Below are 16,559 nucleotides of genomic sequence, written 5' to 3'. Positions count from 1 at the left end.
GAAAGACGATCCGAACCTTGGGAGGGGTTCTTCAATGGCAGACTATCTTTTAGGACTCGACGCCGGAAACACCGTCATCAAGGCGGTGATTTTCGACCTTGAGGGCAACGAGATCGCGGCGGCTGCGCAGGAGGGGCACAGCCGGGTTCCGCGGCCCGGGCATGTCGAGCGGGGGCTCGAAGAGCTGTGGACCCATGCCCGGGCAGTCATCCGCCAATGCGTCGAACGTGCCGGCATCCGTGCCGAAGAGATCGTGGCGATCGGTTGCGCCGGTCACGGCAACGGCCTTTATGCTCTCGACCAGGGCGGTGAGCCGCTTCTCGGCATCCAGTCGCTCGACACGCGTGCCGCCGGGCTGGTGGAAGAATGGAAGGCACAGGGTGTCGGCGACCGCACCTATGCCATCGGCCGGCAACGGCCCTGGCCGTCGCAGACGCCGACCTTGCTTGCCTGGCTCAAGCGTTTCCAGCCCGAGACCTATGCCAGGATCGGCACGGTGTTTCTGTGCAAGGATTTCATCGTCAACCGACTGACCGGCAAGCGGGTCAGCGACGTCTCGGATATGACCGGCTGCGGCCTCCTTAATGTCGTCAACCGCTGCTACGACCGCGATCTGATGGCGGCCTTCGATCTCGGCGAGGCAACCGGCCTCTTGCCTGACCTCGCCGAAAGTGCGGATGTGGTCGGCACGGTCACGCCGGAGGCGGCAGCACAAACCGGTCTTGCCGCGGGCACGCCGGTGGTCGGCGGTCTCTTCGATGTCGTCGCCTCGGCAATCGGCTCCGGCGTCACGCGCACCGGCGCTGCCTCGATCATCGCCGGAACCTGGAGCATCAACCAGGTGATTATCGATGGCCCTGACCTTTCGGGCCCGGTGTTCATGTCCTCCACCTTCGATCGCGGCCGCTACATGGCAATCGAATCGAGCGCGACGTCGGCGGCCAATCTCGAATGGCTGGTGCGCGAGTTCTTTGCTGACAGCGGCATCGAAGACGGCCGATCGCCGTTTGACGTCTGCTGCTCGTTTGCATCCGATATCGAACCGGCCGCGGATGACCCGATCTATCATCCGTTTCTCTACGGCGCGCAGCAGGACGGAAACGCCCGCGCCGGGTTCTATGGCGTCGCCGGCTGGCACACGAAGGGTCACCTGGTGCGCGCGGTTCTCGAAGGTGTCGCCTTCGGCCACCGCCAGCACATCGCCACGATGCGGGCGGCGGGCGCGACCTTCGATGAGGCGGTGCTTTCAGGCGGCGGATCGCGCAGCCTGATCTGGCCGCAGATCTTTGCCGACGTGCTCGGGGTTCCGGTGTCAGTCGCCCGGTCGCGCGAAACCGGCGCGCTGGGGGCAGCAATAGCCGCCGGCACGGGGGCAGGCATCTTTGCCGATTTCTCGGAAGGTGCGGCAGCCATGGTGAGGACGGAACGCCACTACCGCCCGAACGCGGCGATAGCGCGCCACTACACGCGACGGTACGAGCTTTATCGGGACATCGCCGACGCAATGGCGCCGATCTGGCGACGGCTTTCGAACGCCGAAGCCGAGGTTTCGGAGGCGGCGGCTTAGAGTATTTCCAGGAAAAGTGCGAAGCGGTCTTCCGTCAGGAAATGCGTAAAAACAAGGAGATAGAGCGTTTCTGCGACTCCACTTAGACCGGAAACGCTCTAGACGCGGGCCAGCGAAAGAGTGAAGCCGAGGGCCGGGACCGGCCTTCGGCTTGATCGTTCCACGTCGATCCGAGCGCCGCTGACCCGGGGAGGATCGGGTAACGGCGCTGCGATCGCGTGGGAACCATCAGAACCGCATGTTCACGCCGGCCTTGATGACGTGGCTGTTGATGTCCTTCTCGCTCGACCCAAAGGCCGTGTTGGTGCGGACGTCGGGCGTGGTGATGTAGTTGTATTCGATCTTCGCCGAGAGACCGCCGGCGAAAGCCTGCTCGACGCCGGCGCCCACCAGATAACCGCCCTTGAAGCCGACATCGTTCTGGACGCCGCCGCCCTTCTTGTAGTTGGTCATGGCATAACCGGCCGTGCCGTAGACGAGTGTCTGGTCGAACGAGAGGCCGGCCTTCGCCTTGATCGCGCCGCGCCATTTTTCCTTGAGTTTGCCGCCGCTGACCTTGTGTTCGGTGTCGCCGAGATAGGAGCCTTCGATTTCGGCACCGACGATGCCGGGACCGACCTGCATGTTGTAGCCGGCCTGTGCGCCGAAGACGACGCCGTTGCGGTCGGAAAACGGATTGGGACTACCGGTAAAGCCGAGACCGCCATGGGCGCCGACATAGGCACCGCTCCAATTGAAGGCAGGCGGGTCCTGGTAGGACGAAGCCGGTTCCGGCGAATAGGGGTCGGCGGCCAGTGCCTGTTGCACACCGGCTGTGGCCAAAAAGGTGATGCCGAGCCAGAGGGGAAGTTTGTGACGTTGCCGCATGGCGTTGCTCCGTGGATTGGACTAGGCGCCGGTCGCGGCGCATTTATCTTCTCTCTTCGCTTCGCGCCGGCTGGCACGATTATCGACGCTGGAAGATGTGCGCATTTGTGCGCCGCACGGATTGCATCAACATTGCAAATATCGACTAAATCGCTGATTTTGTTATTAATAACCTGTTAGACTCTATGGCGAAGATGCGGCAGTCAATCGCCCAAAGTCTTTCACGCGACCGGCAGGGTCATGCGGAAACAGGCGCCACCGGTCGGCGCACAGACCACCGATATGTGGCCCTTGTGACGGTTGACGATCTCGCTGACGAGATGCAGCCCAAGGCCAGCACCGTGGTCACGCGGTTGCAACCGGTGAAACGGCTCGAAAATCCGCTCCCGTTCGCTTTCGGGAATGCCGGGCCCCTCGTCGCTGACCTCGATGATACCACCACGCTCGACGTGAATGGAGATCAGGCCGCCAGCATGCTCGATTGCGTTGCGCACCAGATTGGTGACGGCACGCTCCAGCGCGCCAGCGTCTCCCCGCGCGCTAACCTGAGCGGGCCCATGGGTAAAAGAGATGTCGCAATCGGCCGACAGTGCGAGAGGGGCGAGGTCGGCGGCGACGTCGCGGCAGAGCGAAACCAGGTCGAGGGGTGCGAAATGCGCGCCGTCGCGGTCGATGCGCTCGAGGTCGAGCAGCTGTTCGGCAAGGCCGGCAATACGGGCGGCATCAACAAGAAGACGGGCGCGCAACGGCCCGATGTCCATGCCCTCCAGCCGGGTCTGCAGGATCGCGACCGGGGTCCTCAACTCGTGGGCTGCATCCAAAATGAAGCGCTGGCGGCGCTCGTAACCTTCATCCAAGCGCTGCAGCGCACCGTTGACGGCTTCGACCAGCGGGCGCACCTCGCCCGGCACGCGGCCATCGGGCAGACGGGCGCCCCGGCGGTCGACATCGATGCTTTTGGCGTGGTCGGCGACCTCGGCGAGGCTGGAAAAGGCACGGCGCACAATGATCGGAATGGCGAAGGCGGGAATGAGCACGAGGATGAGCACGATCGGCAGCAGCAGCAGGTTCGTCAGGAAGAACACCGCGAACGAGGCGCTCCACAGGCGCCCACCGCCGGTCAGAACCGTGTAAGTGCCGTTCTCGGTCTCGATCGCGCGAACGATCGCCGAGAGCAGGTAGGGTTCCAGTCCGTCGCGGATGTCGGCGAAGGCGACGCGGTCGAGATGCTCGCCGATGCCGCGATAGGCATCGGGGACCGGCCCGCTTTGGATCGTCTCGCCGCGCTCGTTGCGCACGACGAACCAGAAGCCCGGCGTTTCGGCGAGCAGGGCCTGAAGCTGCGGCGTGTTTTTCAGCCTCAGTTTCTGGTCGGGGGTCACCTCGACGGCACTGGCGGCAATCGACGCCGAACTGGCATCAAGGATCATGCCGCCGAGATCGGCCCGGATCAAAAGCGCCATGAAGCCTGCAATGACGGCAACGAGCAGCAGCACCTGAAATGTGAGGATGTGCCAGATGAGCCGCTTCTTCAGCGAGTGGTTGGGGTTGTCGCTCATGACATCGGTCTCAGCAGGTAGCCGACCCCACGAATGCCGTGGATCTCCACGCCGGAGCCGGACTCCAGCAATTTCCGGCGCAGTCTCGAAACATGGGCGTCGAGCGAGTTGGACTGGATTTCGTCGTCGTACCCGTAGACGGATTCCTCCAGCGTCGAGCGTTGCACGGTGCGCCCCTGCCGTCGCGCCAGCGCTTCGAGCACAAGCAGTTCCCGGCGGGGAAGCTCGAGCACGCGGCCGTCGATCCGCGCTTCCCGAGCGCCGAAATCGAAGACAAGATTGCCGATGCGTGCGGTCATCGGTGCGATATCGGGTGCCCGGCGCATCAGCGCGCGTAGTCTTGCCAACAATTCCTCGACCGCGAAGGGTTTGGCGAGATAATCGTCGGCCCCCATGTCCAGCCCCTTGATCCGCTCGTCGACGGCGCCACGCGCCGTCAGCACGATCACCGGGATGCCCGACTTCAGCGCGCGAACACGGGGAATGAGCGTCAACCCGTCTCCGTCAGGCAATTGCCGGTCGAGAATGATCGCGTCATGGACCCGGTTGGCCATCGCGGCGATGGCGTGATCGAGCGACGGCGCATGGTCGAGGATCATGTCGTAGCGGCCAAGGGCAACGCCGAGCGCGGCAGCCATCTCAGGCTCGTCCTCTACAAGGAGTAGGCGCATGTCTCGATTCTCCAACGTGTCTGTGCGGTAGGCGCACATTTGCTTGAGCACCATTGCCGCAAAGTTGCGGTTGGTTCGCGCTCTGACTGCATCATTTACAGGCTGGCGCGCAATGCGGCCGCAACGCTGCGCCGGCAGCCTTTACGGTATCCGGCGGCTCCAAGTGATATGAGAGGCAAGTATTGCGCGTCTTGGCGAAAGGGCGTTCATGCAGGGATTATCACGGAGGCGATCGTCATCGGCGCATTGAGGAAGCAGAGAATGCGCGAGAGCCTGCCGTATGGCCGCACCGAACAGCACGCGCGCTGCGCAGTTCGCTACCGCACGTATGAACCGCGCAGTAGCTCATTCACCGGGCATGGCGGCGGCGATACGCATGCCGGTGAAACGGGCAGATGTGACGGCCCCGAAAGCCCATCACATCCTTGAAAGATTTGCCGGGCGAAGCCTAGGCGACTGCCATCATCGACTGGAACGCCTCGTAGGCGGCCAGAACCGTCTCCCGTTGCGCGTCATGGCCGGAAACGAAGGCGTCGCCATAGATGGTTTCGTCGGGATATTCCGTGATCAGCGTCAGCGGCGCCTTGTGGCGATCGTCGACGGAGATCATGCAGGGGAAGCCGTTGATGATGCGGAAGCCGGTCTCGCCCGCATGGGTTTCGTAAAGCGCGATCTGCTGATCATTGTAGGCGAGAAGACCGGGCACAGTGGCGAGTCGAGCCGTCACCGCTTCGATCAACTGTTCGGCACGCGCTTCCCAATCGGCGTGGTGGCGCATGATCAGGAAGAAGCCCTTCGGCAGCGTCCACATGGCAAAGCCGCGCGGCACATAGCCGGACAGCGGCCGTGTCCATTCGTGCGAGGGGTAGCCGTGCAGGTTGACATGAAGCTCGGCGCCCGACAGGGCTTCGGCCTCGTTGCGGATCGCCCGCTCGTTGAGGGCGGCGCCGGCGCGATATTCAAGATCGTCGCCAAGCGCAGTGTAGCGGGCGGCGTGATGCATGTGCAGCGGGTTATCGGCACGCAACCGCTGGTGAACGGCATAACCGTCGGGGTTTTCGAGCGGAGATATCGTGAAGTGCGTGCTGGGGAGAGTGGCCAGCGTCTGAGCCGCGCGCAATGCGCCGACGATGCCGGTGGTCTCGTTGGGGTGCTGGCCGCCGCTGATCATCACGGCAGCATCGGTGCCTTTGTGATAGCGCGCCTTGACCGGGCGACCGGCCCGCGAATGTGCTTCAAAGGGCTGGCCTTCGATCTTTTCCAGTTCGGCATGGATCTGCGCAACCGCGAGCGGTGCCTGAGCCGTGTCGAGAGGTTGGATTTCGCCGTCGGCGTCCGTCGTCGCGAGCGGTCGGGTTTCGACGCGAACCGTGGGTTTGCCATCGGCAAAGACGATTTCGGGGACGATCTGGCCGGGTTTCAGGCCACGGTCGCCCAACGGACGGCCCGACTTCTTCTGGAAGACTTCGAGCAGCGAGAAATAGAAGTCCTCATGCATCGCTTCGCGCAGGCTGACGACCTCTTCGCCGACCGGCAGCTGCAGATCGTTGATCGGCAACGTCGCACGGATGTTGAGTTCGTCGAAATAGGGTTCGCTGTCGCCCCAGCCGTGCTCGGCGATTGCACGCATGGCGCCTGCAAACAGCCGCTCATAGTCAGTTTCGAGGTGGCATTCCCGCCGCTTGCTGCTGCTGTCGTCGAGACGGACCCAGCCGGTCGGAGACAGGAGTGTTTCGCCGATGAAATCGGTGTGCTGGCGGTTGGGCGCAAACACCGTATGGGCTTCCGTGCATCCGTCGGCAAAGGTCAGCGCGACGTCGTAGGTTAGTGCCGTATCGCTGCCGCCGACAAAGACGATCTCGGCGTCGCCGACGAGCGCTGCCAGCGGATAGGCTTCGAGCAGGAAGCGGTTCGCCGGGCAGTTTTCGGGCTGCGGATAGCGGATATCGACGCGCTTCAGTGCCTTGCGGTCGACCTCCTCGAGAAAGAAGTGCAAGAGCGGCTTGTAGGCGCTCCTGAGCTTTGCCTCGACGCCGAAGGCACCAAGCTTCTGCTCGGCCGCCCTGCGGCTTTCGCGATCATCGAAGAGCCATGCCTCCAGCCGGGTGCCGCGAGCAACCTCCTTGCCATAGGTTGCGAGCATGGTGTCGAGCGTGCGCTCGAACGTCCCTTCGAAAATTGTGGTCATCGTGAAGTTCTGCCTGTTGGGTCGAGACTGTCGCGCAGCCAGTCGCCGAGAAGGTTGAGGCCAAGGACGGTAAGAAGGATTGCAAGGCCTGGGAAGACGCTGACCCACCAGGCGTTCTGCAGGTAGGTGCGGCCGTCGGCGAGCATGCCGCCCCAGCTCGGGATCAGCGGGTCGACGCCGAGGCCGAGGAAGGTCAGGCTGCTCTCGAGCAGGATGTTGTTGGCAACGTTGAGCGTCATCAACACGATGACCGGGCCGATCAGGTTCGGCAGCAGATGCTGGAACAGGATCTTCACATCGCGAACGCCGATGGCGCGGGCCGACTGGATGAACTCCCGTTCGCGCAGCGACAGCACCGAGCCGCGCACGAGACGGGCATATTGCACCCATTGCGAGATGATCAGTAGCACGATCGTGTTGGTCAGCCCGCCGCCGACGATGGCGATGAAGGTGATGGCGAGCAGGATGAAGGGCAGCGCCAGCTGCACGTCGGCAAATCGCATGACGACCATGTCCCAGAAGCCGCGATAGTAGCCGGAGACGAGGCCCATCACCACGCCGATTACGACGGCACCGGCTACCGAGGTGAAGCCGACGAGCAGGGAAATCTTGCCGCCGGCAACGACGCGAGCAAGCACGTCACGGCCGAGCGGGTCGGTGCCGAGCGGATGTGCCCAGTTGACGAAGGGCGGCGTCAGCCGCGCCATCAGATCGATTTTGTCGGCGCCGCCCGGAAAGAGCACACCTGACAAGAGAACAGCGAGGCACATGCCGCCGGCAAGCAGCGCGCCGAGGATGAATTCGAGGTTGCGGAAACGGGCGAAACGGGTGTTTGCGGCCTTGGTGGTCATCGGCTCACTCCGTCCGGATGCGCGGGTCGACGAGGCCATAGGCGATGTCGACGATGAGGTTAACGCCGACGATCATCAGCGAGAGCACGGTGATGACGGCCTGCAGCACGGGATAGTCGCGGGCGCCGACGGCGTCGAAGGCGAGGGTGCCCATGCCCGGCCAGTTGAACACGCGCTCCACGACGACGATGCCGCCGAGAAGACCGCCGAACTGGAGGCCGAAATAGGTGATGAGCGGGATGGCACAGTTACGCAGCGCATGCTTGTAGAGCACCTTGCTTTCGCTGAGGCCCTTGGCGCGGGCCACCATGATGTATTGCGACTGCAGGGTTTCGAGCATCGCCGTGCGCACCAGGCGGACATTGGTTGCCGTCAGGATGATGCCCATGGTGACAGCCGGCATGATGAAGCTCGCAAACCCGTCCATGCCGCTCGGCGGCAGCCATTTGAGCGTGATCGAAAACAACAGCACCAGCATGATCGCCAGCCAGAAGTTCGGGAAGGACAGGCCAACGAGCGAGAGGATGCGGATCGCCTGATCAGCCCATTTGCCGCGGGCGACAGCCGCCTTGATGCCGAGCGGGATCGAAATGATGATCGAAACGATGAGTGACGCGAAGGCCAGCATCATCGTTGCCGGCAGGGCGGCGGCAATCAGCTGCGAGACCGGGGTGCCGCCCATGAACGAGCGGCCGAAATCCAATGTGAACAGGCCTTTGATGAAGGCAAAATACTGCGTCATGAAGGGTTGGTTGAGGCCGAGCGCCTCGCGGATGCGCGAGAGGTCTTCCTCGGTGACGCTACCCGCACCTTGGGCGAGCATCAGTGCCGGGTCGCCCGTCAGGCGGATGGCAAAGGAGACGATGAGCGTTACGACGAAAACAACGAACACCGCCTGCAGAACACGTTTGATCAAAAATCCGGCCAACTTACCCGCCCTTCATGAAAACGACCCGCCGCTCGCTATTGGGGAGCGGCGGATCTGATTGTTAATCGACCGTGACGTCCGTCAGCCGCAGGCGGCTGTCGGGAACAGGCGTGAAGTTCTTGACGCGCTTGCTCACGCCGAAGATGGCGTTGAGGTTGTAGAGCGGCATTTCCAGCGCGCGGTCGGCGGCGTAGTTGGCGATCTGCTTGAGGATTTCCTCGCGCTTGGGCTGATCGGTGATTGAACGCTGGGATTCGAGCAGCTTGTCGAGTTCGGCGTCGCTGTCGTACGGGTTCCACTTTTCACCCGAGTGGTACATCGAGTAGGCCGTGTTGTCGTAATCGAGCGTCCAGCCGCCCCAGGCCTGCTGGAACATCGCGCCCGTCTTGCCGGCCGGAATGATGTCGTTCAACAGAACGTTGGTTTCGTAAGGCTTGATCGTCGCGTTGATGCCGACGAGCTGCAGGTAGCTGGCGACGGCCTGAACAACTTCGTTGAAGGTTGCGTCGTTGCCGCGCACGTCGATCTGGACGGAAGCACCCGGCGCGACGCCCGCTTCCTTCAACAGCGCCTTCGCCTGCTCCGGATCGTATGGCAACGGCTTCATGCTTGGGTCGAAGCCGAACGACAGTTCGCCCTGGAAGCTGGCGATCGGAGCGGCCTGGCCGCCGAGGATCGACTGGATGATGGTGTCGCGGTCGACGCCGAGGATCAGCGCCTTGCGGACCTTCGGATCCTTGGTGATGCCGTCGCGGGTGTTGAAACGCAGCGCATAGACGGTCGGGCCGGGGGTCGAGACGAGTTCGAGCTTGTCGTCACCCTCGATCGTCGGGATCATGCCGATCGGGATGGTCGGCGGGATGACGAGATCGACGCGGCCGGCCTGCAATTCGGCAACGGCGGTTGCCGGCTCGGCGATGAAGCGGAAGTCGAGGTTGGAAAGCTTCGGTGCGCCGCCCCAATGATCGGCGAAGGCTTCGAGCTTGATCGCCACCTTCGGCTCATAGGAGACGAATTTGAATGGGCCGGTACCGACAGGATGGGTGTTGAAATAGTCCTCACCCTTTTCCTGGATGTATTTCGGCGGCACGATCATCGCGCCGTAGCCGGCGAGCTTGGTCAGTAGAACAGGATCCGGTGACTTCAGGTGGAGATCGACAGTCTTCTCGTCGACGATCTCGACACGCTCGATGACCGCATAGTTGGATTTCTGTGGCCCCTTGGAGCCTTCTTCGCCGAGCAGGCGATCGAAGGTGTATTTCACGGCTTCGGCGTTGAAAGGCTCGCCATTGTGGAACTTGACGCCTTCGCGCAGCGTGAAGCGCAGGCGCTTGCCGCCGTCGAGCTCTTCCCAGGCGGTTGCAAGGCCTGGAACCAGCTTGCGGTCAGGGCCGCGATAGGTCAGGCCGTCGAAAATGTTGGTGGAGACAGATGCCCAGTTGACGAGGAAGGTGTCGACCGGATCCCAGCTGCCCGGATCCTGTGGCGACGAAACCGTCAATGTGCCGGCGGCAAAGGCCGGCGCGGCCGTCAGAAAGCTGCCAGTCAGCGCAAGCGCGATGAAGGCGGCGTGGATCCCCTTTTTGTTGATCATTTTTTACTCACTCCTGTTTCGACTGCCTTCCCCTGAAAAGAGAAAGCGGCTTTACGCGTCCAGGGCCACGAAATGGCCCGGCGCGATCTCCTTGCGCGGAAGCACCGCGGGTTCTTCTCCGACACGCCGGATCGGGCTCGGGATCTCGCCTTCGATCATCCCCCGGTCGCGCCCCTTGCCGGGATCGGCGACCGGAACGGCCGATAGCAGCCGGCGGGTATAGGGATGGGTCGGGGTTTCGAACACCTGGCGGCGGCTACCGAATTCCATCACCTGGCCGAGATAGAGCACGGCGACGCGGTGGCTCATGCGCTCGACCACGGCCATGTCATGGCTGATGAAGAGATAGGCGAGGCCTTCCTGTTCCTGCAGCTCCATGAACAGATTGATGATCTGGGCCTGGATCGACACGTCGAGCGCCGATAGCGCCTCGTCGGCGATGATGAGCTTGGGCCGGGATGCGAGCGCCCGGGCGATACAGACGCGCTGGCGTTGACCGCCGGAGAACTCATGCGGGTAACGCTCGGCATGGGCGGAGGTCAGCCCCACCCGCTCGAGCAGTTCGTGAACGCGCTTTTCGATTTCCTTGTTGCCAAGGATCAGCCCATGGGTGCGGATCGGTTCGGCAATCGAGAAACCGACGGTCTTGCGCGGGTCGAGTGAGGCGAAGGGATCCTGGAAGATGTACTGGATTTCCTGTTTCAGCCGCTGGCGCTCGGCAAAGCTCATGGCGGAGACCGGGCGTCCGCCGAAGAGGATTTCACCTGAGGTGGCGCTCTGGAGCTGCTGGATTGTACGGCCGATCGTCGACTTGCCGGAACCGGATTCGCCGACAAGTGCCAGGGTCTCGCCCGGGAAAATGTCGAAGCTGACATTTTCAATTGCGTGAACGCGGTGCGTGGCCCTGCCGAAAAGGTTCTTCTTGACGTCAAAGCGTGTAACGAGATCGCGCACGGAGAGGATCGGTGCTGCGTCGTAGCGGGCGGTGCGCTGGATATGCTCTTCGCCCACAAGCTTCGGCGCGCCGTCGATCATCATCGTCAGCGGCATGCGCTTGGGGAAGTCTTCGCCGGTCATGCTGCCGAGCTTCGGCACGGCGGAAAGAAGCGTCTGGGTATAGGGATGCTGTGGATTGGAGAAGATCTCGGCGACCGGGCCTTCCTCGACCTTGCGGCCCTTCCACATGACGACGACATCGTCGGCCATCTCGGCGACGACGCCCATGTCGTGGGTGATGAAGATTACCGCCATGCCGAGCTCCTTCTGGAGGTCGCGGATGATGGTGAGGATCTGTGCCTGGATGGTCACGTCGAGCGCCGTCGTCGGCTCGTCGGCAATCAAAAGCTTGGGGCGACAGGCAAGCGCCATGGCGATCATCACGCGCTGGCGCATGCCGCCGGAGAGCTGGTGCGGATAACGGCCGACGAGCTCGGTGGAATCGGGCAGCCGCACCATGTCGAGCAGCCGGCACGTTTCAGTGAGTGCTTCGGCTTTCGTCATCTTCTCGTGCAGCATCAGCACTTCGGCGATCTGGTCGCCGATCGTGAACACCGGATTGAGCGACGTCATCGGCTCCTGGAAGATCATGGCGATCTCCTTGCCGCGAATGCTGCGCATCGCTTTCTGCGGTTCGGCCGTCAGGTTCACCGCGCCGTTCTTGCCCTGGAACAGGATGCGACCGGTGGGGAACTTACCTCCCATCATGTCGGCAAGCCGCATGATCGAAAGCGAGGTCACCGATTTGCCGGAGCCCGATTCGCCGACGATTGCCAGCGTCCGTCCCGCCGTGACCGAAAAGCTCAGGTCTTCGACGACGGCATTGCCATTGAAGGCGACGGACAGGTTTTCTACGGCCAGCAGCGGGGGTGTCGTATCAGCGGTCACGCGATCTTCCTTGTCACAATGTGGTCGCGGCACGCGCGGACTGTTCATAGGCCCCCGACATGAAGCGCAGCACAGCGGCGATTTCCGAGAGTGTCTCCTCGGAAGGGCGGGCATTGGCCGTCGAGGTCACGAGCAGGCGCTCGCGGATTTGCGCATAACGGGTGCAGGCTTCCGCGCCCTTGTCGGTGATCTGGATGGTCTTTTCCTTGCCCGCCTTGCCTGTGGTGACAAGGCCGGCCGCCTCGAGCTTGCGGATGGCATAGGTCGCCACATGCGTGTCTTCGATGTCGAGCACGAGGCAGATATCGGCGAGCTTCTTGCCGCGGTCGCGGTGGCGGATCGTATGCAGGATGAGAATTTCTGTGGAGGAAAGGCCGGGCACACCGGCGGCAGCCATGCAGCGCACCATCCAGCGATGAAACGCGTGAGAAGCGAGAATCAGGCCGTACTCCACTTCCGAGAGCCCTGGGGATCCGCCTTCGGCCAGATGTGCAGAGGAGACGATCGGTCCGATCGCAGACACCGGCTTCATGTGGTCGGGCAGAGCGTCTTGCGCCCACTCCCTCCCTTCATAGCTCTCCTCAGACTTCTTTGTCATTCAGCACTTCCTCATCTTGACGATTTTATGTCATCATTTTATCGACATTTTGTCAACGAACTGCTTTGATGAATTTCGGAGCCGACCCGAGCTGGCGGCAGACGAGTGAGAGGGATGGACGATGAGCGCACGCGAAACCGGCAGCTGGGACTTCTGGATCGACCGTGGCGGCACCTTCACCGACGTGATCGGCAGGGACCCGCAAGGCGTTCTGCATGCGCGCAAGGTGTTGTCGGAGAATCCGGAAGCCTATCGTGATGCGGCCGTGCACGGCATCCGCCTGCATCTTGGCCTGCCGACCGGCACGCCGATCCCGACCGGGCTCATCAGCGAAGTGCGTATGGGCACGACGGTCGCGACCAATGCGCTGCTTGAGCGCAAGGGCGAACCGCTCGCACTGGTGACGACGCGCGGTTTCCGTGACGCGCTCAGGATCGGTTACCAGGAGCGCAAGAACATCTTCGCCACCGAAATCATCAAGCCGGAAGCGCTCTACAAGGATATCGTAGAGCTCGGCGAACGGGTCCTGGCTGACGGCACGGTCGAGCAGGCACTGGATGAGGCCGAGGCGCGCCAGGCGCTGACGGCGCTTCGCGACCAGGGTTACAACACCGTCGCGATCGTCTTCATGCACGCCTATAAATATCCGGAGCACGAGGCGCTGGTTGCTCGGCTTGCCCGCGAAATGGGCTTCGAGCAGGTGTCGGTCAGCCACGAAGTCTCGCCGCTGATCAAATATGTCGGTCGCGGCGATACCACCGTCATCGACGCCTATCTCTCGCCGGTGCTGCGCCGCTATGTGGCGCAGGTGTCGAGCGAACTCGACGTCGAGCGCTCCGGCGCGCGCGTCATGTTCATGATGTCGTCGGGTGGCCTGACGGCCGCCGACATGTTCCAGGGCAAGGATGCGATCCTCTCCGGTCCGGCTGGCGGTGTTGTCGGGTTGGCGAAAACCGGTGAAGCGGCCGGTTTCGACCGCGTCATCGGCTTCGACATGGGCGGCACCTCTACCGACGTTGCCCATTTCGACGGCGAATACGAGCGCGCCTTCGAAACCGAAGTCGCCGGCGTGCGCGTGCGCGCGCCGATGATGCTGATCCACACGGTTGCCGCCGGCGGCGGTTCGATCCTGCATTTCGACGGCGAGCGCTTCCGCGTCGGACCGGATTCCGCCGGCGCCAATCCGGGCCCTTCCTGCTATCGCAACGGCGGCCCGCTTGCGGTCACAGACGCCAATGTGATGCTTGGCAAGCTGATGCCGGAATTCTTCCCGGCGCTGTTCGGGCCGGAGCAGAACGAGCGTCTCGATGTCGAGACGGTGCGTGAGCGTTTCGCCGCGATGGCCGCCGAAATCGGCGATGGCCGGGCGCCTGAGGATGTTGCCGACGGTTTCATCCGCATTGCGGTCGCCAACATGGTCGAGGCGATCAAGAAGATCTCGGTCCAGCGCGGCTATGACGTGACGCGCTATGCGCTCAGCTGCTTCGGCGGCGCAGGCGGCCAGCACGCCTGCCTTGTCGCCGACCAGCTCGGGATGAAGAGCATTCTGGTGCATCCTATGTCCGGCCTGCTGTCGGCCTATGGCATGGGCCTTGCCGATATCCGCGCCACCCGTCAGAAGGCGCTCGGCGTTGCGCTCGACGACAAGGCGCCTTCGGCGCTTGCCGAGCTTGGGTCCGAACTGCAGGTCGAATGCCTCGGCGAACTCGAAGCACAGGGCATCGCCCGCGACGAGATCCGCACCCATCTTCGCGCCCATATCCGCTATGCCGGGACCGACACGGTCCTGGCTGTCGATGCGACCTTTCCCGGGCATGACGATATCGCCCGCCTGCGCGCCGAATTCGAGACCTTGCACAAGCGCCGCTACGGCTTCGTCGCCGACAACAAGGCGCTGGTGATCGACGCTGTCGAGGTCGAAACCGTCGGCGGCGGCGCTGCCCAGATGGAAGGTGAAGGCTTGGTGACGACGGCAGGCGCCCCCGCGCTTAGCCGCAGCACCCGCTTCTATTCCCAGGGCCAGTTCCACGATGCGCCGGTGGCGCTTCGCTCCGAGATCAAGCCCGGTCAGCGCCTCGACGGTCCGGCGATCATCATCGAGCCGAACCAGACCGTGATCGTCGAGGACGGCTGGCAGGCGGAACTGACGGCCAAGGACCATATCGTGCTTCGCCGCGTCAAGGCGCTGCCGGCGCGCAGCGCGATCGGCACCAAGGCCGATCCGGTCATGCTCGAGATCTTCAACAATCTCTTCATGTCGATCGCCGAGCAGATGGGCGTGACGCTGCAGAACACCGCCTATTCGGTGAACATCAAGGAGCGTCTCGACTTCTCCTGCGCGGTCTTCGACAACAGGGGCAATCTCGTCGCCAATGCGCCGCACATGCCGGTGCATCTGGGCTCCATGGATGCCTCTGTCGCAACTGCGATCCGCGAGAACCCGGTTATTCACCCCGGCGACGTCTTCCTGATCAATGCGCCCTACAACGGTGGCACGCATCTGCCCGACCTGACCGTCTGCACGCCCGTGTTCGACGACCAGGGTAGGGAGATCCGTTTCTGGGTTGCAAGCCGCGGCCATCATGCCGATATCGGCGGTATCTCGCCCGGCTCGATGTCGCCGCTTGCGACCAACATCGAGGAGGAAGGCGTCTATATCGACAACTTCAAGCTCATTGATGCCGGCCGCTTCTGCGAGGCCGAACTTGAGGCGTTGCTCAATGGCGCGCGCTATCCGGTTCGCAACATCGTGCAGAACGTCAACGACCTGAAGGCGCAGGTTGCCGCCAACGAAAAGGGCGTGGCGGAACTCAAGAAGATGATCGCGCAGTTCGGCGAGGATGTCGTTGAGGCCTATATGGGCCACGTCCAGGACAATGCCGCCGAAAGCGTGCGCCGCGTCCTCGACCAACTGCCTAACGGCGAATTCTCCTACGAGATGGATCAGGGCTGCAAGATCGTGGTGAAGATCACCGTCGATCGTGACAAGCGCGAGGCCACGGTCGACTTCACCGGCACGTCGGAACAGCGTTCGGACAATTTCAATGCGCCCGCTCCGGTCACTCGGGCGGCGGTGCTTTATGTCTTCCGCGTTCTCGTCGAGGCCGATATCCCGATGAACGCCGGTTGCCTCAGGCCGATCCACATCGTCATCCCGGAAGGCACGATGCTGACCCCGCGTTATCCCGCAGCGGTCGTTGCCGGCAATGTCGAAGTCAGCCAGGCTGTCACCAACTGCCTCTTCGGTGCCGTCGAAAGCCAGGCAGGCGCTCAAGGCACGATGAACAATCTGACCTTCGGCAACGCGCACTACCAGTATTACGAGACGATCTGCTCGGGCGCGTCGGCGGGGCCGGGTTACAATGGCGCCGATGCGGTCCACACCCATATGACCAATTCGCGTCTGACCGATCCGGAAATTCTTGAGACCCGCTTCCCGGTGGTGCTGGAGGACTTCCACATCCGCCGCGGCTCCGGCGGCAAGGGTAAGTGGTCGGCCGGCGACGGCACGAAGCGCACCATTCGTGCCCGGGAAAAGCTCGATTTCGCGATCCTTTCCGGTCACCGCCGTGTTGCGCCCTTCGGTATCAAGGGCGGTGAGCCCGGCAATCTCGGCCAGAACCTCGTCCGTCGCAACGACGGGCGAACCGAGGAACTGTCTGGCTGCGCCCATACGGTTCTGGAAGCCGGCGAGGCCTTTACCGTCGTCACGCCCACGGGCGGCGGCTACGGCAAGAAATGATCTCCCAAGACTGCTGCGGCGGTCTGCGGGCGGGCGAGAAATCGCCCGCCCGCTTTGCGTTTGAAAGGCCGTTCGGATGGGCGCCGCCTTGGCCGGGCCGATCCTGATGT

The 16,559-nt window shown here is 63.0% G+C and carries 11 protein-coding genes; 2 read left to right on the top strand and 9 right to left on the bottom strand.

All coding sequences use genetic code 11. The annotated features are described in order from the left end of the window. Positions 1–34 precede the first annotated feature (34 nt). On the top strand, positions 35–1,567 hold the full coding sequence (locus ASD03_RS36875) for an FGGY-family carbohydrate kinase (RefSeq protein ID WP_057219185.1): 1,533 nt from the start codon (positions 35–37) through the stop codon (positions 1,565–1,567). A gap of 228 nt (positions 1,568–1,795) precedes the next feature. Here the strand turns inward: ASD03_RS36875 and ASD03_RS36870 are convergent, their stop codons facing one another. The 9 genes from ASD03_RS36870 to ASD03_RS36830 all read right to left on the bottom strand — a co-directional run bounded on the left by ASD03_RS36870 (position 1,796) and on the right by ASD03_RS36830 (position 12,707). Continuing rightward, the gene (locus tag ASD03_RS36870; RefSeq protein ID WP_025429293.1) at positions 1,796–2,434 is read right to left on the bottom strand and encodes an outer membrane protein; all 639 of its coding nucleotides are present in this window, start codon (positions 2,432–2,434) and stop codon (positions 1,796–1,798) included. 221 nt (positions 2,435–2,655) lie between these two features. After that, positions 2,656–3,993 (bottom strand): HAMP domain-containing sensor histidine kinase, encoded by a 1,338-nt coding sequence (locus ASD03_RS36865; RefSeq protein WP_057219183.1) that lies wholly within the window; start codon positions 3,991–3,993, stop codon positions 2,656–2,658. Then, positions 3,990–4,664, bottom strand: a complete 675-nt coding sequence (locus ASD03_RS36860; RefSeq protein WP_025429291.1) for a response regulator transcription factor — start codon at positions 4,662–4,664, stop codon at positions 3,990–3,992. Before ASD03_RS36860 ends, ASD03_RS36865 begins: the two co-directional genes overlap by 4 nt. Positions 4,665–5,112: 448 nt before the next feature. Continuing rightward, complete coding sequence (locus ASD03_RS36855) at positions 5,113–6,852, bottom strand: M14 family metallopeptidase (protein WP_057219181.1); 1,740 nt, start codon at positions 6,850–6,852, stop codon at positions 5,113–5,115. Beyond that, complete coding sequence (locus tag ASD03_RS36850; RefSeq protein ID WP_057219179.1) at positions 6,849–7,703, bottom strand: ABC transporter permease; 855 nt, start codon at positions 7,701–7,703, stop codon at positions 6,849–6,851. The genes ASD03_RS36855 and ASD03_RS36850 overlap by 4 nt, the downstream gene beginning before the upstream one ends. A gap of 4 nt (positions 7,704–7,707) precedes the next feature. Then, positions 7,708–8,631, bottom strand: coding sequence for an ABC transporter permease (locus tag ASD03_RS36845; RefSeq protein WP_025429288.1), 924 nt, complete (start codon positions 8,629–8,631; stop codon positions 7,708–7,710). Between the two features lie 61 nt (positions 8,632–8,692). Further along, a complete protein-coding gene (locus ASD03_RS36840; RefSeq protein WP_057219177.1) occupies positions 8,693–10,225 on the bottom strand; it encodes an ABC transporter substrate-binding protein in 1,533 nt (510 codons plus the stop codon). Positions 10,226–10,276: 51 nt separating this feature from the next. Then, entirely contained in the window at positions 10,277–12,109 is a 1,833-nt protein-coding gene (locus ASD03_RS36835; RefSeq protein WP_057219175.1) for an ABC transporter ATP-binding protein, read from the bottom strand. Positions 12,110–12,122: 13 nt separating this feature from the next. Next, positions 12,123–12,707 carry a winged helix DNA-binding protein gene (locus tag ASD03_RS36830; protein ID WP_057219173.1) on the bottom strand — a complete coding sequence of 195 codons (585 nt, stop codon included), beginning with the start codon at positions 12,705–12,707 and terminating at the stop codon, positions 12,123–12,125. A 121-nt stretch (positions 12,708–12,828) separates the two neighbouring features. Between ASD03_RS36830 and ASD03_RS36825 the strand changes: the two genes are divergently transcribed. After that, the gene (locus ASD03_RS36825) at positions 12,829–16,449 is read left to right on the top strand and encodes a hydantoinase B/oxoprolinase family protein (protein ID WP_057219171.1); all 3,621 of its coding nucleotides are present in this window, start codon (positions 12,829–12,831) and stop codon (positions 16,447–16,449) included. Positions 16,450–16,559 lie beyond the last annotated feature (110 nt).

Source organism: Ensifer sp. Root127 (assembly GCF_001425225.1).
In the GTDB taxonomy this organism is placed as follows: Bacteria; Pseudomonadota; Alphaproteobacteria; order Rhizobiales; family Rhizobiaceae; genus Ensifer; species Ensifer canadensis.
The sequence above is the reverse complement of the archived record's forward strand: the minus strand, read 5'-3'. Positions and strand labels throughout refer to the sequence as shown.

What these genes read in the sequence shown, in the direction of transcription:
- ASD03_RS36875 (WP_057219185.1), top strand. Translation starts at nt 35, where the DNA reads ATGGCAGACTATCTTTTAGGACTCGACGCCGGAAACACCGTCATCAAG.
- ASD03_RS36870 (WP_025429293.1), bottom strand. Translation starts at nt 2,434, where the DNA reads ATGCGGCAACGTCACAAACTTCCCCTCTGGCTCGGCATCACCTTTTTG.
- ASD03_RS36865 (WP_057219183.1), bottom strand. Translation starts at nt 3,993, where the DNA reads ATGAGCGACAACCCCAACCACTCGCTGAAGAAGCGGCTCATCTGGCAC.
- ASD03_RS36860 (WP_025429291.1), bottom strand. Translation starts at nt 4,664, where the DNA reads ATGCGCCTACTCCTTGTAGAGGACGAGCCTGAGATGGCTGCCGCGCTC.
- ASD03_RS36855 (WP_057219181.1), bottom strand. Translation starts at nt 6,852, where the DNA reads ATGACCACAATTTTCGAAGGGACGTTCGAGCGCACGCTCGACACCATG.
- ASD03_RS36850 (WP_057219179.1), bottom strand. Translation starts at nt 7,703, where the DNA reads ATGACCACCAAGGCCGCAAACACCCGTTTCGCCCGTTTCCGCAACCTC.
- ASD03_RS36840 (WP_057219177.1), bottom strand. Translation starts at nt 10,225, where the DNA reads ATGATCAACAAAAAGGGGATCCACGCCGCCTTCATCGCGCTTGCGCTG.
- ASD03_RS36830 (WP_057219173.1), bottom strand. Translation starts at nt 12,707, where the DNA reads ATGACAAAGAAGTCTGAGGAGAGCTATGAAGGGAGGGAGTGGGCGCAA.
- ASD03_RS36825 (WP_057219171.1), top strand. Translation starts at nt 12,829, where the DNA reads ATGAGCGCACGCGAAACCGGCAGCTGGGACTTCTGGATCGACCGTGGC.